This is a genomic window from Kaistella sp. CFF1-2, from assembly GCF_059509915.1.
The window spans coordinates 771,700-787,637 of the sequence record NZ_JCAKLF010000002.1 but is presented as its reverse complement, the minus strand read 5'-3'; the positions used below and the strand labels follow the sequence as shown (position 1 = coordinate 787,637).

General features: G+C 36.9%; 17 protein-coding genes. 9 read left to right on the top strand and 8 right to left on the bottom strand.

The features are described 5' to 3' along the window. Window positions 1-4: 4 nt before the first annotated feature. Genes AC5XHR_RS08860 through AC5XHR_RS08835 form a run of 6 tightly spaced genes read left to right on the top strand, consistent with a single transcriptional unit; the run spans window position 5 to window position 5,104 of the window. Window positions 5-889 (top strand): bifunctional 5,10-methylenetetrahydrofolate dehydrogenase/5,10-methenyltetrahydrofolate cyclohydrolase, encoded by an 885-nt coding sequence (locus tag AC5XHR_RS08860; protein WP_495950415.1) that lies wholly within the window; start codon window positions 5-7, stop codon window positions 887-889. Beyond that, complete coding sequence (locus AC5XHR_RS08855) at window positions 882-1,514, top strand: 7-carboxy-7-deazaguanine synthase QueE (RefSeq protein WP_495950414.1); 633 nt, start codon at window positions 882-884, stop codon at window positions 1,512-1,514. Before AC5XHR_RS08860 ends, AC5XHR_RS08855 begins: the two co-directional genes overlap by 8 nt. Before the next feature lie 23 nt (window positions 1,515-1,537). Beyond that, window positions 1,538-2,905, top strand: coding sequence for an exopolysaccharide biosynthesis polyprenyl glycosylphosphotransferase (locus tag AC5XHR_RS08850; RefSeq protein WP_495950413.1), 1,368 nt, complete (start codon window positions 1,538-1,540; stop codon window positions 2,903-2,905). A gap of 27 nt (window positions 2,906-2,932) precedes the next feature. Next, complete coding sequence (locus AC5XHR_RS08845) at window positions 2,933-3,685, top strand: MlaE family ABC transporter permease (protein ID WP_495950412.1); 753 nt, start codon at window positions 2,933-2,935, stop codon at window positions 3,683-3,685. After that, on the top strand, window positions 3,685-4,494 hold the full coding sequence (locus AC5XHR_RS08840; protein ID WP_495950411.1) for an ABC transporter ATP-binding protein: 810 nt from the start codon (window positions 3,685-3,687) through the stop codon (window positions 4,492-4,494). The genes AC5XHR_RS08845 and AC5XHR_RS08840 overlap by 1 nt, the downstream gene beginning before the upstream one ends. Beyond that, complete coding sequence (locus AC5XHR_RS08835) at window positions 4,487-5,104, top strand: outer membrane beta-barrel protein (RefSeq protein WP_495950410.1); 618 nt, start codon at window positions 4,487-4,489, stop codon at window positions 5,102-5,104. The genes AC5XHR_RS08840 and AC5XHR_RS08835 overlap by 8 nt, the downstream gene beginning before the upstream one ends. 33 nt (window positions 5,105-5,137) lie before the next feature. On the opposite strand, the gene AC5XHR_RS08830 is transcribed toward AC5XHR_RS08835, so the two are convergent. Both AC5XHR_RS08830 and AC5XHR_RS08825 read right to left on the bottom strand, forming a co-directional pair. After that, on the bottom strand, window positions 5,138-5,443 hold the full coding sequence (locus tag AC5XHR_RS08830; RefSeq protein ID WP_495950409.1) for a hypothetical protein: 306 nt from the start codon (window positions 5,441-5,443) through the stop codon (window positions 5,138-5,140). Between the two features lie 73 nt (window positions 5,444-5,516). Further along, complete coding sequence (locus AC5XHR_RS08825) at window positions 5,517-6,326, bottom strand: M48 family metallopeptidase (RefSeq protein WP_495950408.1); 810 nt, start codon at window positions 6,324-6,326, stop codon at window positions 5,517-5,519. A 103-nt stretch (window positions 6,327-6,429) separates the two neighbouring features. Between AC5XHR_RS08825 and AC5XHR_RS08820 the strand changes: the two genes are divergently transcribed. Next, window positions 6,430-6,963, top strand: coding sequence for a DUF4251 domain-containing protein (locus AC5XHR_RS08820; protein WP_495950407.1), 534 nt, complete (start codon window positions 6,430-6,432; stop codon window positions 6,961-6,963). Here AC5XHR_RS08820 and meaB read toward each other — a convergent pair. Continuing rightward, window positions 6,960-7,934, bottom strand: coding sequence for a methylmalonyl Co-A mutase-associated GTPase MeaB (gene meaB, locus AC5XHR_RS08815; RefSeq protein ID WP_495950406.1), 975 nt, complete (start codon window positions 7,932-7,934; stop codon window positions 6,960-6,962). The two genes, AC5XHR_RS08820 and meaB, sit on opposite strands and share 4 nt — an antisense overlap. 59 nt (window positions 7,935-7,993) lie before the next feature. Between meaB and AC5XHR_RS08810 the strand changes: the two genes are divergently transcribed. After that, window positions 7,994-8,275, top strand: coding sequence for a cytochrome C (locus AC5XHR_RS08810; RefSeq protein ID WP_495950405.1), 282 nt, complete (start codon window positions 7,994-7,996; stop codon window positions 8,273-8,275). A 35-nt stretch (window positions 8,276-8,310) separates the two neighbouring features. On the opposite strand, the gene AC5XHR_RS08805 is transcribed toward AC5XHR_RS08810, so the two are convergent. Beyond that, window positions 8,311-9,303 (bottom strand): enolase C-terminal domain-like protein, encoded by a 993-nt coding sequence (locus AC5XHR_RS08805; RefSeq protein WP_495950404.1) that lies wholly within the window; start codon window positions 9,301-9,303, stop codon window positions 8,311-8,313. Between the two features lie 201 nt (window positions 9,304-9,504). Here AC5XHR_RS08805 and AC5XHR_RS08800 point away from each other — a divergent pair, with 201 nt between their 5' ends. After that, entirely contained in the window at window positions 9,505-10,434 is a 930-nt protein-coding gene (locus AC5XHR_RS08800) for a DUF4349 domain-containing protein (protein WP_495950403.1), read from the top strand. Between the two features lie 33 nt (window positions 10,435-10,467). Here AC5XHR_RS08800 and scpA read toward each other — a convergent pair whose 3' ends face one another. The 4 genes from scpA to AC5XHR_RS08780 all read right to left on the bottom strand — a co-directional run bounded on the left by scpA (window position 10,468) and on the right by AC5XHR_RS08780 (window position 15,935). Beyond that, the gene (gene scpA / locus AC5XHR_RS08795) at window positions 10,468-12,582 is read right to left on the bottom strand and encodes a methylmalonyl-CoA mutase (protein WP_495950402.1); all 2,115 of its coding nucleotides are present in this window, start codon (window positions 12,580-12,582) and stop codon (window positions 10,468-10,470) included. Between the two features lie 122 nt (window positions 12,583-12,704). Then, on the bottom strand, window positions 12,705-13,790 hold the full coding sequence (gene prfA, locus AC5XHR_RS08790) for a peptide chain release factor 1 (RefSeq protein WP_495950401.1): 1,086 nt from the start codon (window positions 13,788-13,790) through the stop codon (window positions 12,705-12,707). 171 nt (window positions 13,791-13,961) lie between these two features. Further along, window positions 13,962-14,234 (bottom strand): hypothetical protein, encoded by a 273-nt coding sequence (locus AC5XHR_RS08785; protein WP_495950400.1) that lies wholly within the window; start codon window positions 14,232-14,234, stop codon window positions 13,962-13,964. A 93-nt stretch (window positions 14,235-14,327) separates the two neighbouring features. Beyond that, on the bottom strand, window positions 14,328-15,935 hold the full coding sequence (locus AC5XHR_RS08780; protein ID WP_079666707.1) for a fumarate hydratase: 1,608 nt from the start codon (window positions 15,933-15,935) through the stop codon (window positions 14,328-14,330). Window positions 15,936-15,938: the final 3 nt, after the last annotated feature.

Genomic DNA, 15,938 nt, shown 5'->3' with positions numbered 1-15,938 from the left:
GATCATGGCTCAAATTTTAGATGGATTAGCGCTTTCTAAGCAAATAAAATCCGAAATTAAAGTAGAAGTTCAGAAAATTTTAGACTCCAAAAGAAGAGCGCCGCATTTGGCTGCCATTCTTGTAGGAAACAACGGAGCGAGCAAAGCCTACGTTAACTCTAAAGTGAAAGATTGTGCCGAAGTCGGTTTCGAATCGTCATTAATCAAGTTTCCAAGTACTGTTTCTGAAGCTGAACTTTTAGAAAAAATTGATGAGCTTAACAAATCAAAAGCAGTGGATGGTTTTATCGTTCAACTTCCGTTGCCTAATCAAATTGATCAAGAAAAAATCATCAACGCAATTGATCCTAGAAAAGATGTAGACGGTTTTCACCCTACGAATTTCGGGAAAATGGCTTTGGAAATGGACACATTCATTCCAGCGACACCATTTGGAATTTTAACGTTGCTTGATCGCTATAATATTGAGACCAAAGGAAAACATTGTGTGATTATTGGTCGTTCAAGAATCGTAGGAAAACCAATGAGCATCTTGATGGGAAGAAAAGATTTCCCTGGAAATGCAACTGTAACATTGACGCATTCATACACGCCGCATGTAGAGGAGTTTACAAGAAATGCAGATATTGTAATCACCGCTTTAGGTGATCCTCATTTCTTAAAAGGCGATATGATTAAACAAGGTGCTGTTATTATCGACGTAGGAATTACACGTGTTGATGACGATACCGAAAAAGGCTACCATCTTGCTGGTGATGTTGATTTTGAAAGTTGCGAACCTAAAGCAGCTTGGATCACTCCAGTTCCGGGCGGTGTAGGTCCAATGACAAGAGCAATGCTAATGAAAAACACATTACTTGCTTACAAAACATCTGTTTATAATGACTAAAGAAGAACAAGACATACTATTAAATGAAGGAAAAATGCTCCCAGTCATGGAGCATTTTTATACTATTCAGGGAGAAGGATTTCACACAGGAAAAGCAGCCTATTTCATTCGTTTAGGCGGATGTGATGTCGGTTGCCATTGGTGTGATGTTAAAGAAAGTTGGGATGCCAACATTCACCCAGTTATGGATGCTGTTGAAGTAGCTGAAATGGCGGCAAAGCATTGCAAAACAGTCGTTTTAACGGGTGGTGAACCGATGATGTGGAATCTTGAAATCTTAACTTCAAAGTTGAAAGAGTTAGGCTGTACTATTCATGTAGAAACATCGGGGGCTTATCCATTGAGTGGACATTTAGATTGGATTACGCTTTCACCAAAGAAGACCGGACTTCCGAAAGAAGAATTTTATCAAAAGGCAAATGAACTCAAAGTCATTGTTTTTAATAATCATGATTTAGAATTTGCCGAAGAACAAGCCGCAAAAGTTTCAGAATCATGCGAATTGTTCCTGCAAAGCGAATGGGGCAAGCGAGATCAAATCTATCCTAAAATTACATCCTTCATCATGAACAACCCAAGATGGAGGTCGTCTGTTCAGACGCATAAATATCTGAACATTCCGTAACTTTAAGGTCAAACTAATTTTCCATGCAACAACTACGATATTCCAGATATCTCAAATCGATGATCATTTCGATAGATATTGTAGTTGTTGCATTTTGCTTTCTATTAGCACTTTATTTCAGTGATAAGAATGTTAAACAGGTTTATGTAAGTGAAGATTCCGTTTTAATCCTTGTTTTCCTTTTGTTTTTTTGGGTGATTCTCAGTGGTAGAACGAAATTATACTCCATCCCTCGAAGTTTCACGTATGTATCCTATCTTGAAAGGCTTATTACGCACATTATTACCTTTGTTATTGGAGTCATTTTATTAGCGAAAATTTCGCACAACCAAATTCTAAACACAGATTTATTCAAACTAGGGTTAACGCTCTTTGTAAGCCTATTTTTCATTAAATCCACTATATTTTTTGCGTTAAAAATCTTACGATCAACCGGCGCAAATCATCGAAATATCATGTTTTTGGAGCTGAATTCCAATATGGAAATTTTGAAGGAAACCTTTCAAAATAGAAAGGATTACGGTTTTAAATTGTTTGAATATTCAAATTCGGGATTTAATTTAGAGCACTTAACAGAATTTTGGAAAGAAAAAGGAATTCATACCGTTTTTTTACCGTCCAACCACCACTTATCAAAGCAAGAAGAATCGGATTTATTTAAAGAAGCTCTGAATCATAAAATAGCGATTTCGATTGTTCCAAAGATGAATCAACCGGAATTCTATTCGTATGAACTTTCATATGCAGAATTAGTTCCGATCCTCACCACGGCGAAATTTCCGCTTGATTACTATACCAATGACATTATCAAGAGAACTTTTGACATTCTTTTTTCGGTGATTATTCTCGCAGGAATTTGCTCTTGGTTATTTCCTATTATTGCTCTGCTCATCAAGTTAGATAGTAAGGGGTCTATTTTCTTTAAACAAAAACGGCATGGTTATCATGAAGATGTTTTTACTTGTTTGAAGTTTCGAACTATGGTCGAAAATGAGCATTCAACCAAGAAAACAACGGCTGAAAACGATTACAGAATTACAAAAATTGGGAAATTACTACGCATTTCAAGTTTGGATGAGTTGCCGCAATTCATCAATGTTTTAGTAGGAAATATGTCTGTTGTTGGTCCGCGACCGCACATGATTTTGGTGGACAATTATTATAAGCCTAAAATCGGAAAATACGCCATTAGAAGCTTAGTAAAGCCTGGAATCACGGGATTAGCACAAGTAAACGGACTTCGTGGTGATAAGGGCGACATGAATCTTCAGATGCGAAAACGTATTATCGCCGATTCGTATTACGTGAAAAACTGGAGCTTTAGCTTGGATATGGTCATTATCCTGAAAACCATCGCCTTACTAATTACTGGTGACAAAAACGCACAATAATTTCTCAAAATATCTTACCTTAGCAGCATGATTAAGAAGTTTTTGAACGCCTTTGGAGAATACCTGATTTTGGTTGGGAAAAGTTTGAAGGCTCCCCAAAAAAATTCCGTATTCTGGAAAGGATTCATGCGGGAGGTTAACGACTTGGGAATCAACTCTTTTGGACTTGTCGTTTTCACATCCATTTTCGTTGGTGCGGTTGTCGCAATACAAATGTATAATAACTTTAACGCTTCTTCTTTCCCTATTCCAACCTCGTTTGTGGGGTATGCGAGTAAAGCGGTATTGGTTTTAGAATTTTCACCTACAATTATCAGCTTAGTTTTGGCTGGAAAAGTAGGATCGTATATTGCATCAAGTATAGGAACCATGCGTGTTTCCGAACAGATTGATGCACTAGACATTATGGGAGTAAACTCGGCAAATTTCTTGGTTCTTCCAAAAATTTTAGCGTGTATCATTTTTAACCCAATTTTGATTGCCATCAGTATGGTTGTTGGTATTTTGGGAGGTTACGCTGCCGGAATGATTACAGGAAATTGGACGACTGCTGAATTTACAACGGGAATCCAAATGTACATGCCGAACCTTTTCTTCTATTATGCATTTATTAAAACAGCCGTTTTTGCGTTTATAATCGCGACGGTTCCTTCGTATTTTGGATATAACGTTCAAGGTGGTTCGTTGGAAGTGGGACGAGCAAGTACACAAGCGGTTGTTTGGACAATGGTTTTCATCATTATTTCTGAATTACTATTAACTCAAATGATTCTAAGCTAATGATTGAAGTAAAAGATTTAAAGAAGAGTTTTGATGGCGTTGAGATTCTAAAAGGCATCAGCACCACATTTGATACAGGAAAAGTAAACCTCATCATTGGCCAGAGTGGTTCGGGTAAAACGGTTTTCCTAAAATCTCTTTTGAACGTTTATGAGCCTACAAGTGGTAGCATTATGTTTGATGGTCGAGATGTGATGAATATGTCTCAACACGAAAAACAAAGTTTACGTGCAGAAATCGGAACCGTATTCCAAGGAAGTGCACTTTTCGATTCCTTAACGGTTGAAGAAAATATTACGTTTCCTCTTGACATGTTTACGAATTTAACTTTTCGTGAGAAAAAACGACGTGCTATCGAAGTAATGGGACGTGTACACCTAGATAATGCGAGTAAAAAGTATCCATCGGAAATTTCTGGGGGAATGCAAAAAAGGGTTGCGATTGCTAGAGCGATTGTAAACAATCCTAAATATCTTTTCTGCGACGAACCAAATTCTGGATTAGACCCATATACATCAAATATTATTGATGACCTTTTATTGGAGATCACGAAGGAATACAACACAACAACGATTATCAACACCCACGATATGAATTCTGTGATGACGATTGGTGAAAAGATTGTCTATCTAAGAAAAGGAATTAAAGAATGGGAAGGCGACAAAGATATCTTAATCACGGCAGGCAATAAAAACCTGATTGATTTCGTTTATTCATCAGAGTTGTTTAAAGAATTAAGAGAATACTTGATGGAAAACAACAAAACATCTATTGAAAATATCATAACTAAACCAAACAGTAATGACTAAATTATTTTACGCGGCGTGCATCTGTATTTCAGGATTAGCATCAGCCCAAATTTCAGTTGCTGGAAAAGCCAATTTACTTTTCCCTTCAAGTTCTGCATCTTGGAAAGACATTAAAAATGCAGCAAACACCGCTATCGACGAAAAAGGAAAAAACAATACAGGTTTCAACGTAGGTTTATCAGTAAAAATTGATACACCAACAGCATTTTTCGTAATGCCGGAATTATATTACACAACTTTCAAAAATGAAACGGATGTTAATGGTGTTACTATCGAAGCGAAAAGTAACCGTGTTGACCTTCCTGTGCTTTTAGGATACAACCTTTTGGGTAAAACATTAGGAGTTTATGTTGGTCCCGTTGCTAGCTACAATTTAAGCAAAGAAAATACCTACAACGAATTCAAAGAAAATGTAAAAAATAACTTTACAGTAGGTTATCAGTTTGGTGCACAAGCACAAATTAAAAAGCTACTTATCAATGCTCGTTACGAAGGTGCTTTCAGTAAAGATCAAAGAGAGTACATTAGCCAACTTGCTGATAAAAACGAAACAATTAGATACGACAACAGACAAGGATTATTCATCGTTGGTCTTGGATATCAGTTCTAAAAGAATTCGAAATTTAAAATAAAAAATCCTCAGTTAAACCTGAGGATTTTTATTTTCTAGAGCTTGTTGCTTCGCCAATTCGGCAGCTTGCTTTTCCAATTCCACTTTTTCTTTTTGCAATTGGGAATACTCTTTTTTACGTTGCGCTTGTTTTACCGCATTTCCTTTAGAAACGTAGCCTACCATACCACCCATAATTAATCCAATCCCAATTCCGGCTAAAATTCCCATTAAAGTTGTGGGTTCAAATAGTTTTACCACCGAAAAATTTGGAATAAAATAGAATAAAATGGCTGATAATCCTAATAATATTAATCCAATAAGAGTTAAGCTTCTCATAGTTTTGAAAATTAAAATTCCATTTCAAAAATACTAAAATTTGAAATGGAATTGGTTGAAAACTAAAATTCTATTAAATTTTTCCTCCTGCAGCTTTGTAATATTCTAAAGCTCGAGGTAAATGTTTGTTGATATCGGCTCTTCGGTTTTCAGGGCTCGGGTGCGTTGAAAGGAATTCTGGTGGTCTGTTCCCTGAAGAAATTGACTCCATTCTTTCCCAGAAAGGCGCCGCCGTTCTTGGGTCGTAACCTGCCATTGACATGAGATACAATCCCATTTCATCTGCTTCCAATTCTTGCGATCGACCATATTTTAATAAAACCGCTTGTGCTCCCAATGGATATGCCTGTTGGAAGATATTAGACCATTGCGATGAAGATAAAGCTCCACCTAAAATTTGTCCACCATACTGAGCGATAACTGCTTGTGAAATTCTTTCGTTTCCATGTCCTGCCAAAGCGTGAGAAATCTCGTGTCCCATTACAACCGCCATTCCATTAGCATCTTTAGTCACTGGAAGAATCCCCGAATAAACCGCAACTTTTCCACCGGGCATACACCAAGCATTCACTTGATCGGACTGAAGTAAATTAAACTCCCAAGAATAGCCTTCTAAACTACCCGCCCTACCAATACTTGTATAGTACTTGTTTGCTGCGTTTTTAATATTGTTACCTACTGTTTTAATCTGATTAGCGGCAGTTGTTCCAGAGATAACTTTGCTCGAAGCCAAAGTCTCTTTATATTGCTGAACTGCCGAAGCTTGAATTTGAGAATTCAAAGAACCAATTTGAACTGATTTTCTCCCCGTAATAGGGTTAGTGGTACAAGCCATCAGCATCAAGGAAGCTGCGCCTACACTAAAAATGGATGTTATTTTCATAGCTTTATAATTTAATAGTTGAACGTTTACAATTATTATTCCAACAAATTAATTCAAGGTTGCATAATTTTTGATTAATTTTAAAAAATATAATTTCAAAACAATGAAAAAGTTACTAATACTGACCTCAGCTGTACTTGGATTGCTATTTCTACAATCGTGTGGTACTACTCAAAGTTACTTAGATAAAACGACACTTACGCAAGTTATTGAGCAAAATGAATTCACTTTTATGGCGCAACGTGCCAATCCGCTTGATACTTCTGCCAATACCATTATGAATTCTATTCCTGGTGGTTTTGCCAATCGTGTGATGAATTTGGATTATGGATATACAATTGTCTTCAAGAAAGATGAAGTCTCCGTAAACCTTCCTTATTTCGGACGAGCTTATACAGCGCCAATTGATCCTAGAAAAACAGGATTTGATTTTGATTCTAAAGACTTTTATATTAAAAAATCCCAAGGCAAAAAAGGAAGTACGGTCTTGAATATTTCATTTAACGATCAAAACACAGTTCGCAAAATGATAATGGAAATTTTCCAGAATGGAAAAGCGTACGTTTCTGTGGAATCTAACGACAAACAACCTATTTCTTACGATGGGTATATTATGAAAAATGAAGTGAAAAACTAAGACAATAGTTGATCTACAAATAATTTTGCTTCTGAACTGGGATTTGCCAAAAGTTCGGAAGCATTTTTTTTATGCACGTCGTACAAGCCATCCTTGGCGTGTTTTGATGCTTTTTCCAAAATCAATTCGCGAACCCAATATTCATATCGTTTTTTAGCTTGTTCCTTTCGAACCTCATCAAATCGACCTGATTTCTTCTTCAACTCAACAAAATCGGAAATTTTATCATAAACAGAATCCAAACCTTCGTGTTGCAAAGCCGAACCTAACAAAACTGGAACATTCCACCCTTTTTCCTTTTCGGGCATAAAATGCAGCGCGCGAAGCAATTCTTGTTTGGTAGATTTAGCTTTAGAAAGATTGTCTTGATTTACTTTATTGATAAAAATAAGATCGACCATTTCCATTACGCCGCGTTTGATTCCTTGAAGTTCATCTCCACCACCAATAATTTTCAAAAAAAGAAAAACATCTGAAATATCAGCAACTAAAACTTCACTTTGCCCAACACCAACGGTTTCTATCAAAATATAATCATATCCTGCTGCTTCGCAAATGAGCATCGTTTCAAAAGTTGTATTGGCTATTCCTCCCAAAAAACCAGAACTTGGCGAAGGTCGAATAAAGGCATTCTCTTCTTTGGCAAGCTCCTCCATTCTTGTTTTATCACCAAGAATTGAACCTTTGTTGAGGGCCGAACTAGGATCAATAGCGAGAACCGCTACTTTTTTTCCTTGTTGAATTGCTAGTTGACCGAAACTTTCTATAAATGTTGACTTCCCCGCTCCTGGAACTCCTGTAATACCTATCCGAACAGAATTTCCGGTGAAAGGCATTACTTCTTTCAGAACCAATTCGGCTTGAGTGCGATGTTCTTCTTTTTTGCTTTCAACCAAGGTAATTGCCTTACCTAAAAGCCTTTTATCACCAGAACGAACACCAGCAACCAACTCATCAATAGAAAACTTCATAATCTCTAGACTGCAATTGTTTAAAATTAATTATTAAATTTGAAAGAAAAGATATTTATATGAAAAAAATACTGTTAGCATCAGCTTTTGGAGTTTTAGGTTTGGTTTCGTGTACGAAGAAACCGATTGCGCAAGAAGAAGCATTAAAAGCGGAAAAATTAGCCCAAGGAAAAGTTATATTTGAAAACTCGTGTAAAAAATGCCACGATTTGCCTGTTCCAACCTCTTTTTCGTCTGTACAATGGGTCGGAATTATGAATTCGATGGCACCAAAAGCAAAACTCAACGAAGAACAACACCAAATGGTCTATGACTATATCGTTTCCGTTAAGAAGCAATAAATAAAAAACACCGTCGAAAACGGTGTTTTTTATGTTTATACTAATTCGATTCCTAATCCAGGTTTATCGGATAAGATAATTTTTCCACGATCGACATAACTTCCTTTGGCGTAATCGTTGGAGATTAAATTGGCGCCATCCAAATCGGCAAAATCAAGCAAGCCACCTAATGCACAGCCAGCCGAGATCCCAACGGACGATTCTGTCATACATCCCAACATCACTTTATAACCAAGAAATTTCGATTTTTTAATGAGTTCCAAGGCTGGAGTTAGTCCCCCGCACTTCATTAATTTAATATTGACACTCGAATAATGCGGTCTCAATGTTTCCAAATACGTGATATTCTGAACATCTTCATCAGCCATCCAATTGGCATAACCCCGATTCTTCAGAGGATGATATTTCCCAACAGCTAAAGGTTGTTCTAAATATAAAAACTTCTCAGCCAAAGGGTTTTCTTGAATCCAAATACAATCTTCATCCTTCAAACTCGCATTAGAGTCTAAAGCAATGGGGCGATGAAAATTAGCCAAAACTTCAAAATCTTTTTTATCTAAGTGATTGCATTTGACCTTAAAGCGAGACCAATCGCTCTTTTCCATTTTCTTAAGCTGCTCTTCTATAGGCGCTATAGAAATCGTGTACGAACTTTCTGCAATTTTAGAATTATCTAATTTATTTAATTCAGCAAAATTTTTATTCTCCAATTTTCCAAATAAATCCCAATAGGCGCAATCCAAAGCCGAAAGAAGGAATGCGGGAATATTCAGTGAAACTAAAAAATCATAAAAATCTGTCGGATACGAAATTTTATGCGATTCAATCTTGCTTCTAATTTGCTCTAATTTCACCTCAAATTCGGCTAAATTAATTCCATAATAGTTGATTGCTACGCACTCACCATAACCTTTTTTCCCTGCATGACTCAACTGAACCATCAAAGCATCGCGCTTATCATAACTTCCATACGCAATGGCAAACGTTTCTTTTAATTTTAGTTCTTTCTGAAAATAAGCTAACTGCATCGTGATTAAATTCTAAAAAAAGGATAATTCTACTTTGTTCAACGAATTAAAAGTACATAAAACTGCCGATTCTTTTTGTAAAACAATTGTAAAACAAACGTAAAAAGCATTAAATCAGCATATTAATTTTAAAAATGTTTTACATCTCCTTTTCTTGAATGCGGCATTTGTTTGGTATAGTTTTACATCAGATAATCAATTATGAAAAAATTACTCATTCTCAGTATCACATTGCTTGGTTTGACTTCATGCAGCAAAAACGAAATTTCACAAGCTCGAGATACAATTAATAAAATGGATAGCACCTACACTTCTGTTACTAATCAAATAAAAACAACTGATTCCATCGTGAGTTCGGTGCGGGATTCAGCTCAAGTAAAAATCGAAAAATTTCAAAAAGACAAGAATAAAATTCAGGAAAGTTTTAAAAAGACGATTGATTCTACCGAAAAAATATTGAAAGGCTATTCGGAAATTCCAAAACAAATGGATTCATTGCAAAAAGTAGCCGATGAAAAAATAAAGCAAGCCCAAGAAAAAACGGAAAAGATTGTCAAAGAGACAAAAATTATCTACCGTGATAAACCAGTCGCGACTTCCGAATCAAAAGAACCAGTTTATAAAGAAGTACTGCCTTCAGTCCAAGAAACTAGTGCGCGCGTTTCTCTTCATGTACCAGTAATTTCTGAAGCAAAAGACGAGATAAGAAATCTCATCAATAAATATGATGGAACTTTAAAATCGGAACAAATATCCATTAATTCAGGAACTGAAAATGGGTATTTTCAAATTCGACTTCCCCAGGAAAAATTAGAATATTTTCTATCGGATTTACAAAACTTTGGAACAATTCAGCAAAAAGACATTGAAAACGTATATCCAAATGGAAATTCGGTACAAATAACGAATTTAAGCTTATCCATTAAAAATCAACCGATTGCAACCTCAAATAATGAAGATGAATCCTTTTCTAATAAATCAGCTTCGGCATTTGGAAAAGGTTGGGACGTACTTCAGGAAATCTTTTTGTTTCTGATTCCTTTTTGGCCAATCTTTCTCATCGGAGGAATTATTTTCTATATCGTTAGAAAAAACAAGAAACCGAAAGACCCAACCCAAGATTCAATATAAAAAAAAAGAAACCTTATTTGGTTTCCTTTTTTATTAATCTAAAAATTTTTCTAAAATATCTACCGCGCATTTTGGAAGATTGGTTCCTGGACCGAAGATGAAATCGGCACCGTTTGCATACAGATAATCGTAATCTTGTTGCGGAATTACACCGCCAACAACGATGGTAATATCGTCCGCACCTAACTTTTTCAGCTCCTCAACAACTTGCGGAACCAAAGTTTTGTGACCTGCTGCCAAAGAGGAAACGCCCAAGATATGGATATCATTTTCTACGGCTTGTTTTGCAACTTCTTCTGGCGTCTGGAAAAGTGGCGCCACGTCCACGTCAAATCCCATATCAGCAAATGCCGTTGCAACTACTTTTGCACCGCGATCGTGACCGTCTTGTCCCATTTTCACTATCATAATTCTTGGTCGGCGACCTTCTTGCTCCTCGAATTTTTGTGTTAAATCGATGGCTTTTCCGAAATATTCGTTCTTTGTTGCATTCATAGCGTAAACTCCTGAAATGGTTTTGATATTGGCTTTGTAACGTCCGAATTCTGTTTCCAAAGCATCGGAAATCTCGCCCAAAGTAACGCGATTTCTTGCCGCTTCAATACTTAAAGCCAAAAGGTTTTCGGTTTGATTAATGGCAGAATCTTTAATTCTTTGTAAAATAGCTTCTACCGCTTTATTATCACGTTTTTCCTTGATGGAATTTAATCGATCAATTTGTTTTTGACGAACCATGGAATTGTCGATATCTAAAATATCGAACTCTGGTTGTTTTTGGGACGATTTGAATGAATTTACACCAATAATAAATTCCTCACCGCTATCGATTTTTGCTTGTTTTCTTGCTGCTGCTTCCTCAATTCGCATTTTTGGAATTCCAGCTTCAATCGCTTTCGTCATTCCGCCTTCTTTTTCGACCTCATCGATGTATTTCATAGCTTCTTCAATCATTTGTTGAGTTAAAGCTTCCACCAAATGACTTCCACCCATTGGATCGACAACATCGCAAATATGGCTTTCTTGTTGTAAAATAATCTGTGTATTTCTTGCAATTTTTGCAGAATAATCGGTTGGTAAAGCAATCGCTTCATCTAAAGCATTCGTGTGTAAAGATTGAGTTCCACCTAAAGCCGAAGAAAGCGCTTCGATAGCCGTTCTCGTGATATTATTGAATGGTTCTTGCTCCGTTAAAGACCAACCCGACGTTTGAGAGTGCGTTCTCAAAGCTAAAGATTTTTGATTTTGAGGATTGAATTGTGAAATCAAATTCGCCCAAATTACTCTTGCTGCACGCATTTTGGCGATTTCCATAAAGTGATTCATCCCAATTGCCCAGAAAAATGACAAACGTGGTGCAAAATCATCAATATTCATTCCTGCTTTAATCCCCGTTCTCACGTATTCTAAACCATCTGCCAAAGTGTAAGCCATTTCCAAAACTGGCGTTGCACCCGCTTCTTGCATATGATAACCCGAAATAGAAATCGAGTTAAATTTTGGAATGTGTTTCGAGGTATATTCAAAAATATCCGCGATTATTTTCATTGACGGAGTTGGTGGATAAATATAGGTATTTCGCACCATGAATTCCTTCAAAATATCGTTCTGAATTGTTCCTGAAAGCAGTTCTTGAGAAACTCCTTGCTCTTCCGCAGCAACGATATAAAACGCTAAAATCGGAAGAACCGCACCATTCATCGTCATGGAAACGGAGATCTGATCCAAAGGAATTTGGTCAAACAAAATTTTCATATCCTCCACGGAATCGATGGCTACACCTGCTTTCCCTACATCTCCAACCACTCTCGCATGATCGGAATCGTAACCTCTATGGGTTGCTAAATCAAAAGCTACGGAAAGACCTTTCTGACCTGCGGCTAAGTTTCTTCTGTAAAACGCGTTCGATTCCTCTGCCGTCGAAAATCCTGCATATTGACGAATCGTCCATGGTTTTTGAACGTACATCGTAGTATAAGGTCCACGAAGATAAGGTGCAATTCCTGCCGAAGCTTCGCTCTTGCCAGCATCTACATCTTCTTTCGTGTATTGGGTTTTCAATTGAAGACCGTCTTTTTCGAAGGTGTAGTTTTCTAAATTTGAAGCGGTTATCTTAAAATCAGGATTCGTATTCGTAATTGCTTTTCGCATTTTTTGTAAGAAATTGATTGCTTATAAAGTTACGTTTTTTTTAAAAAACAAAAAGTTCATTTTGCTAATTTAGTATAGGTTGACATAAATAAAAAAAGCGACTTAAAAAGCCGCTCTATATTTTAAATTCCTTCCTCTTCGCCTTTCATTTTTTCGGCATTCTCTGCCATGATTACGGCATCGATCATCTCTCCAATATCACCATTCATATAGGCATCCAAATTATAGATTGACTTATTAATTCGGTGATCGGTAACACGACCTTGAGGGTAATTGTATGTTTTAATTTTTGCAGAACGGTCTCCTGTAGAAACCATGGATTTTCTTTGTGCCGCAATATCTCCTTGAACTTTTTGCAACTCGATATCGTACAATTTTGTACGAAGCATTTCCATTGCTAATTCACGGTTAGCCAGCTGCGAACGTGCTTGTTGACAAACGACAACCATACCGGAAGGTTTGTGCGTTAATTGAACTTTTGTTTCAACCTTGTTTACGTTTTGTCCACCAGCACCTCCAGAACGTGAAGTTTGCATTTCAATGTCTGCAGGATTCAATTCAAAATCAACTTCTTCGGCTTCTGGAAGAACGGCAATTGTAATAGCTGATGTATGCACACGACCTTGAGATTCAGTTTCAGGAACACGCTGTACACGGTGAACTCCGGATTCAAATTTCATTACTCCATAAACGCCATCGCCTTCCACTTTCATGATTAATTCCTTGTAGCCCTTTGCTGCTTCGTTAGAATCGGTTACTTCATGTCTCCAACCTTTCGTTTTGAAATACATAGTATACATTCTATACACATCTTCCACAAAAATAGCCGCTTCGTCGCCTCCCGTTCCCGCCCGTAATTCAACAATAACGTTTTTGTCATCGGCTGGATCTTTAGGAATTAAAAGAACTTTCAACTCTTCTTCCAAACCTGGAATTTTTTCTTGAGCCTCTAGCTTTTCCATTTTAGCCAAATCCACCAAATCCCTGTCAGAACCATCTGCAATGATTTCATCAGACTCTTCAATTGAATCTAAAGCACCTTTATATTCATCATATACCTTAACAATTTTACCCAAATCACTATATTCCTTGTTTAAAGAGGAATATTTTTTTTGATCTGAAATGACATCTGGTTGAATAATCAAATCGGCAACTTCATTATAACGTTGCTTAATGGCTTCTAACTTTGGAATTAATGACTTTGACATTATGGAATTTTTGTGGGTGCAAAGATACGTTTTTTTGAAAAAAGAAAATTTCTAGTTTTCCAGGATTACAAGCAAACAAAAAAAGTTTCAACTAGGTTGAAACTTTTGTATATATTGTATTGCTTTGATATCACTTCACTCGAATTAAGGGAGCAAAGCGATGACACCAAATTAATGATGACCGTGATGTAAGAAAGGACCGTTTCCTTTAGGCTCGCTATAGATAACTTCTACTCCTTCTTGCTCTGTAATCAATTTTCTTCTGATCGTTTCTGGATCAAATGGTTTTGACTTACCAAAATATTCTCTCAGACCTTCAGTAAGCCACATAGGTACAACTACCGTAGCGAACATAAAGATACACCAGAATCCGATAATGAACATCGTAAAGAAATAAATAGTCCAAAGGAACTGGTAAAATGGCCAAAATGCTGATAACATCATTTTCTTAAATATTTAAGGCAAAAATAGAACTTTTTTCTTTTTTGACAAAAGATTTAAAGCCTATTTTCGAAATTAGATTGAGTTTAAATTATTCTAATGCGCCAAATTTGCAAAGAAATCATTTCCTTTATCATCCGTAATGATGAATGCAGGGAAATTAACGACTTCGATTTTACGCACGGCTTCCATTCCTAACTCTGGGAAATCTACCACTTCAACAGATTTTATGTTGTCTTTCGCCAAAATCGCCGCTGGACCACCGATAGAACCTAAATAGAAACCTCCATATTTTCCGCAAGCATTAGTTACATCTTTACTTCTGTTTCCTTTCGCAAGCATCACCATACTTCCGCCGTTTGCTTGGAATTCGTCCACATAAACATCCATTCTTCCCGCAGTTGTTGGTCCAAAACTTCCTGAAGGCATTCCTTCTGGAGTTTTTGCTGGTCCTGCGTAATAAATTGGATGATTTTTGAAATATTCTGGCATTGGTTTTCCTGCATCCAACAATTCTTTAATTTTTGCGTGAGCAATATCTCTCGCAACAATTAAAGTTCCGTTCAGTTTCAAACGTGTTTTGATTGGATATTTAGACAATTCAGCCAAAATTTCTGGCATTGGTTTGTTCAAATCAATCGTTACAGGCTCTTCCAAATGTGGCGGCGTTGCAGGCAAGAATTTCTCAGGATTGGTTTCCAATTGCTCCAAGAAAATACCGTCTTTGGTAATTTTTCCTTTGATATTTCTATCTGCAGAACATGAAACGCCCATTCCAACTGGACAAGAAGCCGCGTGACGAGGCAAACGAATCACACGAACATCGTGCGTTAAATATTTTCCGCCAAACTGCGCTCCAATCGCACTTTCTTGGCAAATTTTCTGAACTCTTTTCTCCCACTCCAAATCACGGAAGGCTTGACCGCCCATATTTCCTTCTGTCGGAAGATTATCGTAATATCCTGCACTTGCTTTTTTCACCGCCGCCAAATTCGCTTCTGCAGAAGTTCCACCAATCACCAAAGCCAAGTGGTAAGGAGGACAAGCCGCTGTTCCCAAATCCATAATTCTTTCTCTCACGAAAGCGTCCAAAGAAGCTTCATTCAACAAAGATTTTGTTTTTTGATACAAGAACGTTTTGTTGGCAGAACCACCACCTTTTGCTAAAAATAAAAATTTATAAGCATCGCCTTCTTCTGCATAAATATCGATCTGAGCAGGCAAATTAGAACCCGAATTTTTCTCATCAAACATCGTCAAAGGAACGATTTGAGAATATCTTAAATTCTGTTCTTGATACGTATTATAAATTCCTTTCGAAATCCATTCTGCGTCGTTTGCGCCAGTGTAAACGTTTTCACCTTTTTTAGCAACACAAATCGCCGTTCCTGTATCTTGACAAGAAGGCAACGCACCTTGAACTGCAACAGCCGCGTTTTGAAGCAAATTATAAGCGACAAATCTGTCGTTATCCGTAGCTTCTGGATCGTCGATAATATTTTTTAGCTTTTGTAAATGAGCCGAACGAAGCATGAAAGAAACGTCTTTCAAAGCGTTTTCGGCAAGAAGTTCCAAAGCTTTTGGATCAACAGTTAAAATTTCTCTGTCGCCCAATTTCTCCACTTTTACGAAGTCAGAAGAAAGCTTTTTGTATTGTGTATCGTCTTTTAAAATAGGAAATGGTTCCTGATAAGAAAATTCCATAAT

Bases quoted from the DNA above. Each gene is read 5' to 3' on its own strand.
- AC5XHR_RS08785 (WP_495950400.1), bottom strand. From the start codon at position 14,234: ATGATGTTATCAGCATTTTGGCCATTTTACCAGTTCCTTTGGACTATT.
- AC5XHR_RS08800 (WP_495950403.1), top strand. From the start codon at position 9,505: ATGAAAAAATTACTCATTCTCAGTATCACATTGCTTGGTTTGACTTCA.
- AC5XHR_RS08780 (WP_079666707.1), bottom strand. From the start codon at position 15,935: ATGGAATTTTCTTATCAGGAACCATTTCCTATTTTAAAAGACGATACA.
- AC5XHR_RS08820 (WP_495950407.1), top strand. From the start codon at position 6,430: ATGAAAAAGTTACTAATACTGACCTCAGCTGTACTTGGATTGCTATTT.
- AC5XHR_RS08830 (WP_495950409.1), bottom strand. From the start codon at position 5,443: ATGAGAAGCTTAACTCTTATTGGATTAATATTATTAGGATTATCAGCC.
- AC5XHR_RS08860 (WP_495950415.1), top strand. From the start codon at position 5: ATGGCTCAAATTTTAGATGGATTAGCGCTTTCTAAGCAAATAAAATCC.
- AC5XHR_RS08855 (WP_495950414.1), top strand. From the start codon at position 882: ATGACTAAAGAAGAACAAGACATACTATTAAATGAAGGAAAAATGCTC.
- AC5XHR_RS08840 (WP_495950411.1), top strand. From the start codon at position 3,685: ATGATTGAAGTAAAAGATTTAAAGAAGAGTTTTGATGGCGTTGAGATT.
- AC5XHR_RS08835 (WP_495950410.1), top strand. From the start codon at position 4,487: ATGACTAAATTATTTTACGCGGCGTGCATCTGTATTTCAGGATTAGCA.
- AC5XHR_RS08810 (WP_495950405.1), top strand. From the start codon at position 7,994: ATGAAAAAAATACTGTTAGCATCAGCTTTTGGAGTTTTAGGTTTGGTT.
- meaB (WP_495950406.1), bottom strand. From the start codon at position 7,934: ATGAAGTTTTCTATTGATGAGTTGGTTGCTGGTGTTCGTTCTGGTGAT.
- AC5XHR_RS08805 (WP_495950404.1), bottom strand. From the start codon at position 9,303: ATGCAGTTAGCTTATTTTCAGAAAGAACTAAAATTAAAAGAAACGTTT.
- AC5XHR_RS08845 (WP_495950412.1), top strand. From the start codon at position 2,933: ATGATTAAGAAGTTTTTGAACGCCTTTGGAGAATACCTGATTTTGGTT.
- AC5XHR_RS08825 (WP_495950408.1), bottom strand. From the start codon at position 6,326: ATGAAAATAACATCCATTTTTAGTGTAGGCGCAGCTTCCTTGATGCTG.
- AC5XHR_RS08850 (WP_495950413.1), top strand. From the start codon at position 1,538: ATGCAACAACTACGATATTCCAGATATCTCAAATCGATGATCATTTCG.
- prfA (WP_495950401.1), bottom strand. From the start codon at position 13,790: ATGTCAAAGTCATTAATTCCAAAGTTAGAAGCCATTAAGCAACGTTAT.
- scpA (WP_495950402.1), bottom strand. From the start codon at position 12,582: ATGCGAAAAGCAATTACGAATACGAATCCTGATTTTAAGATAACCGCT.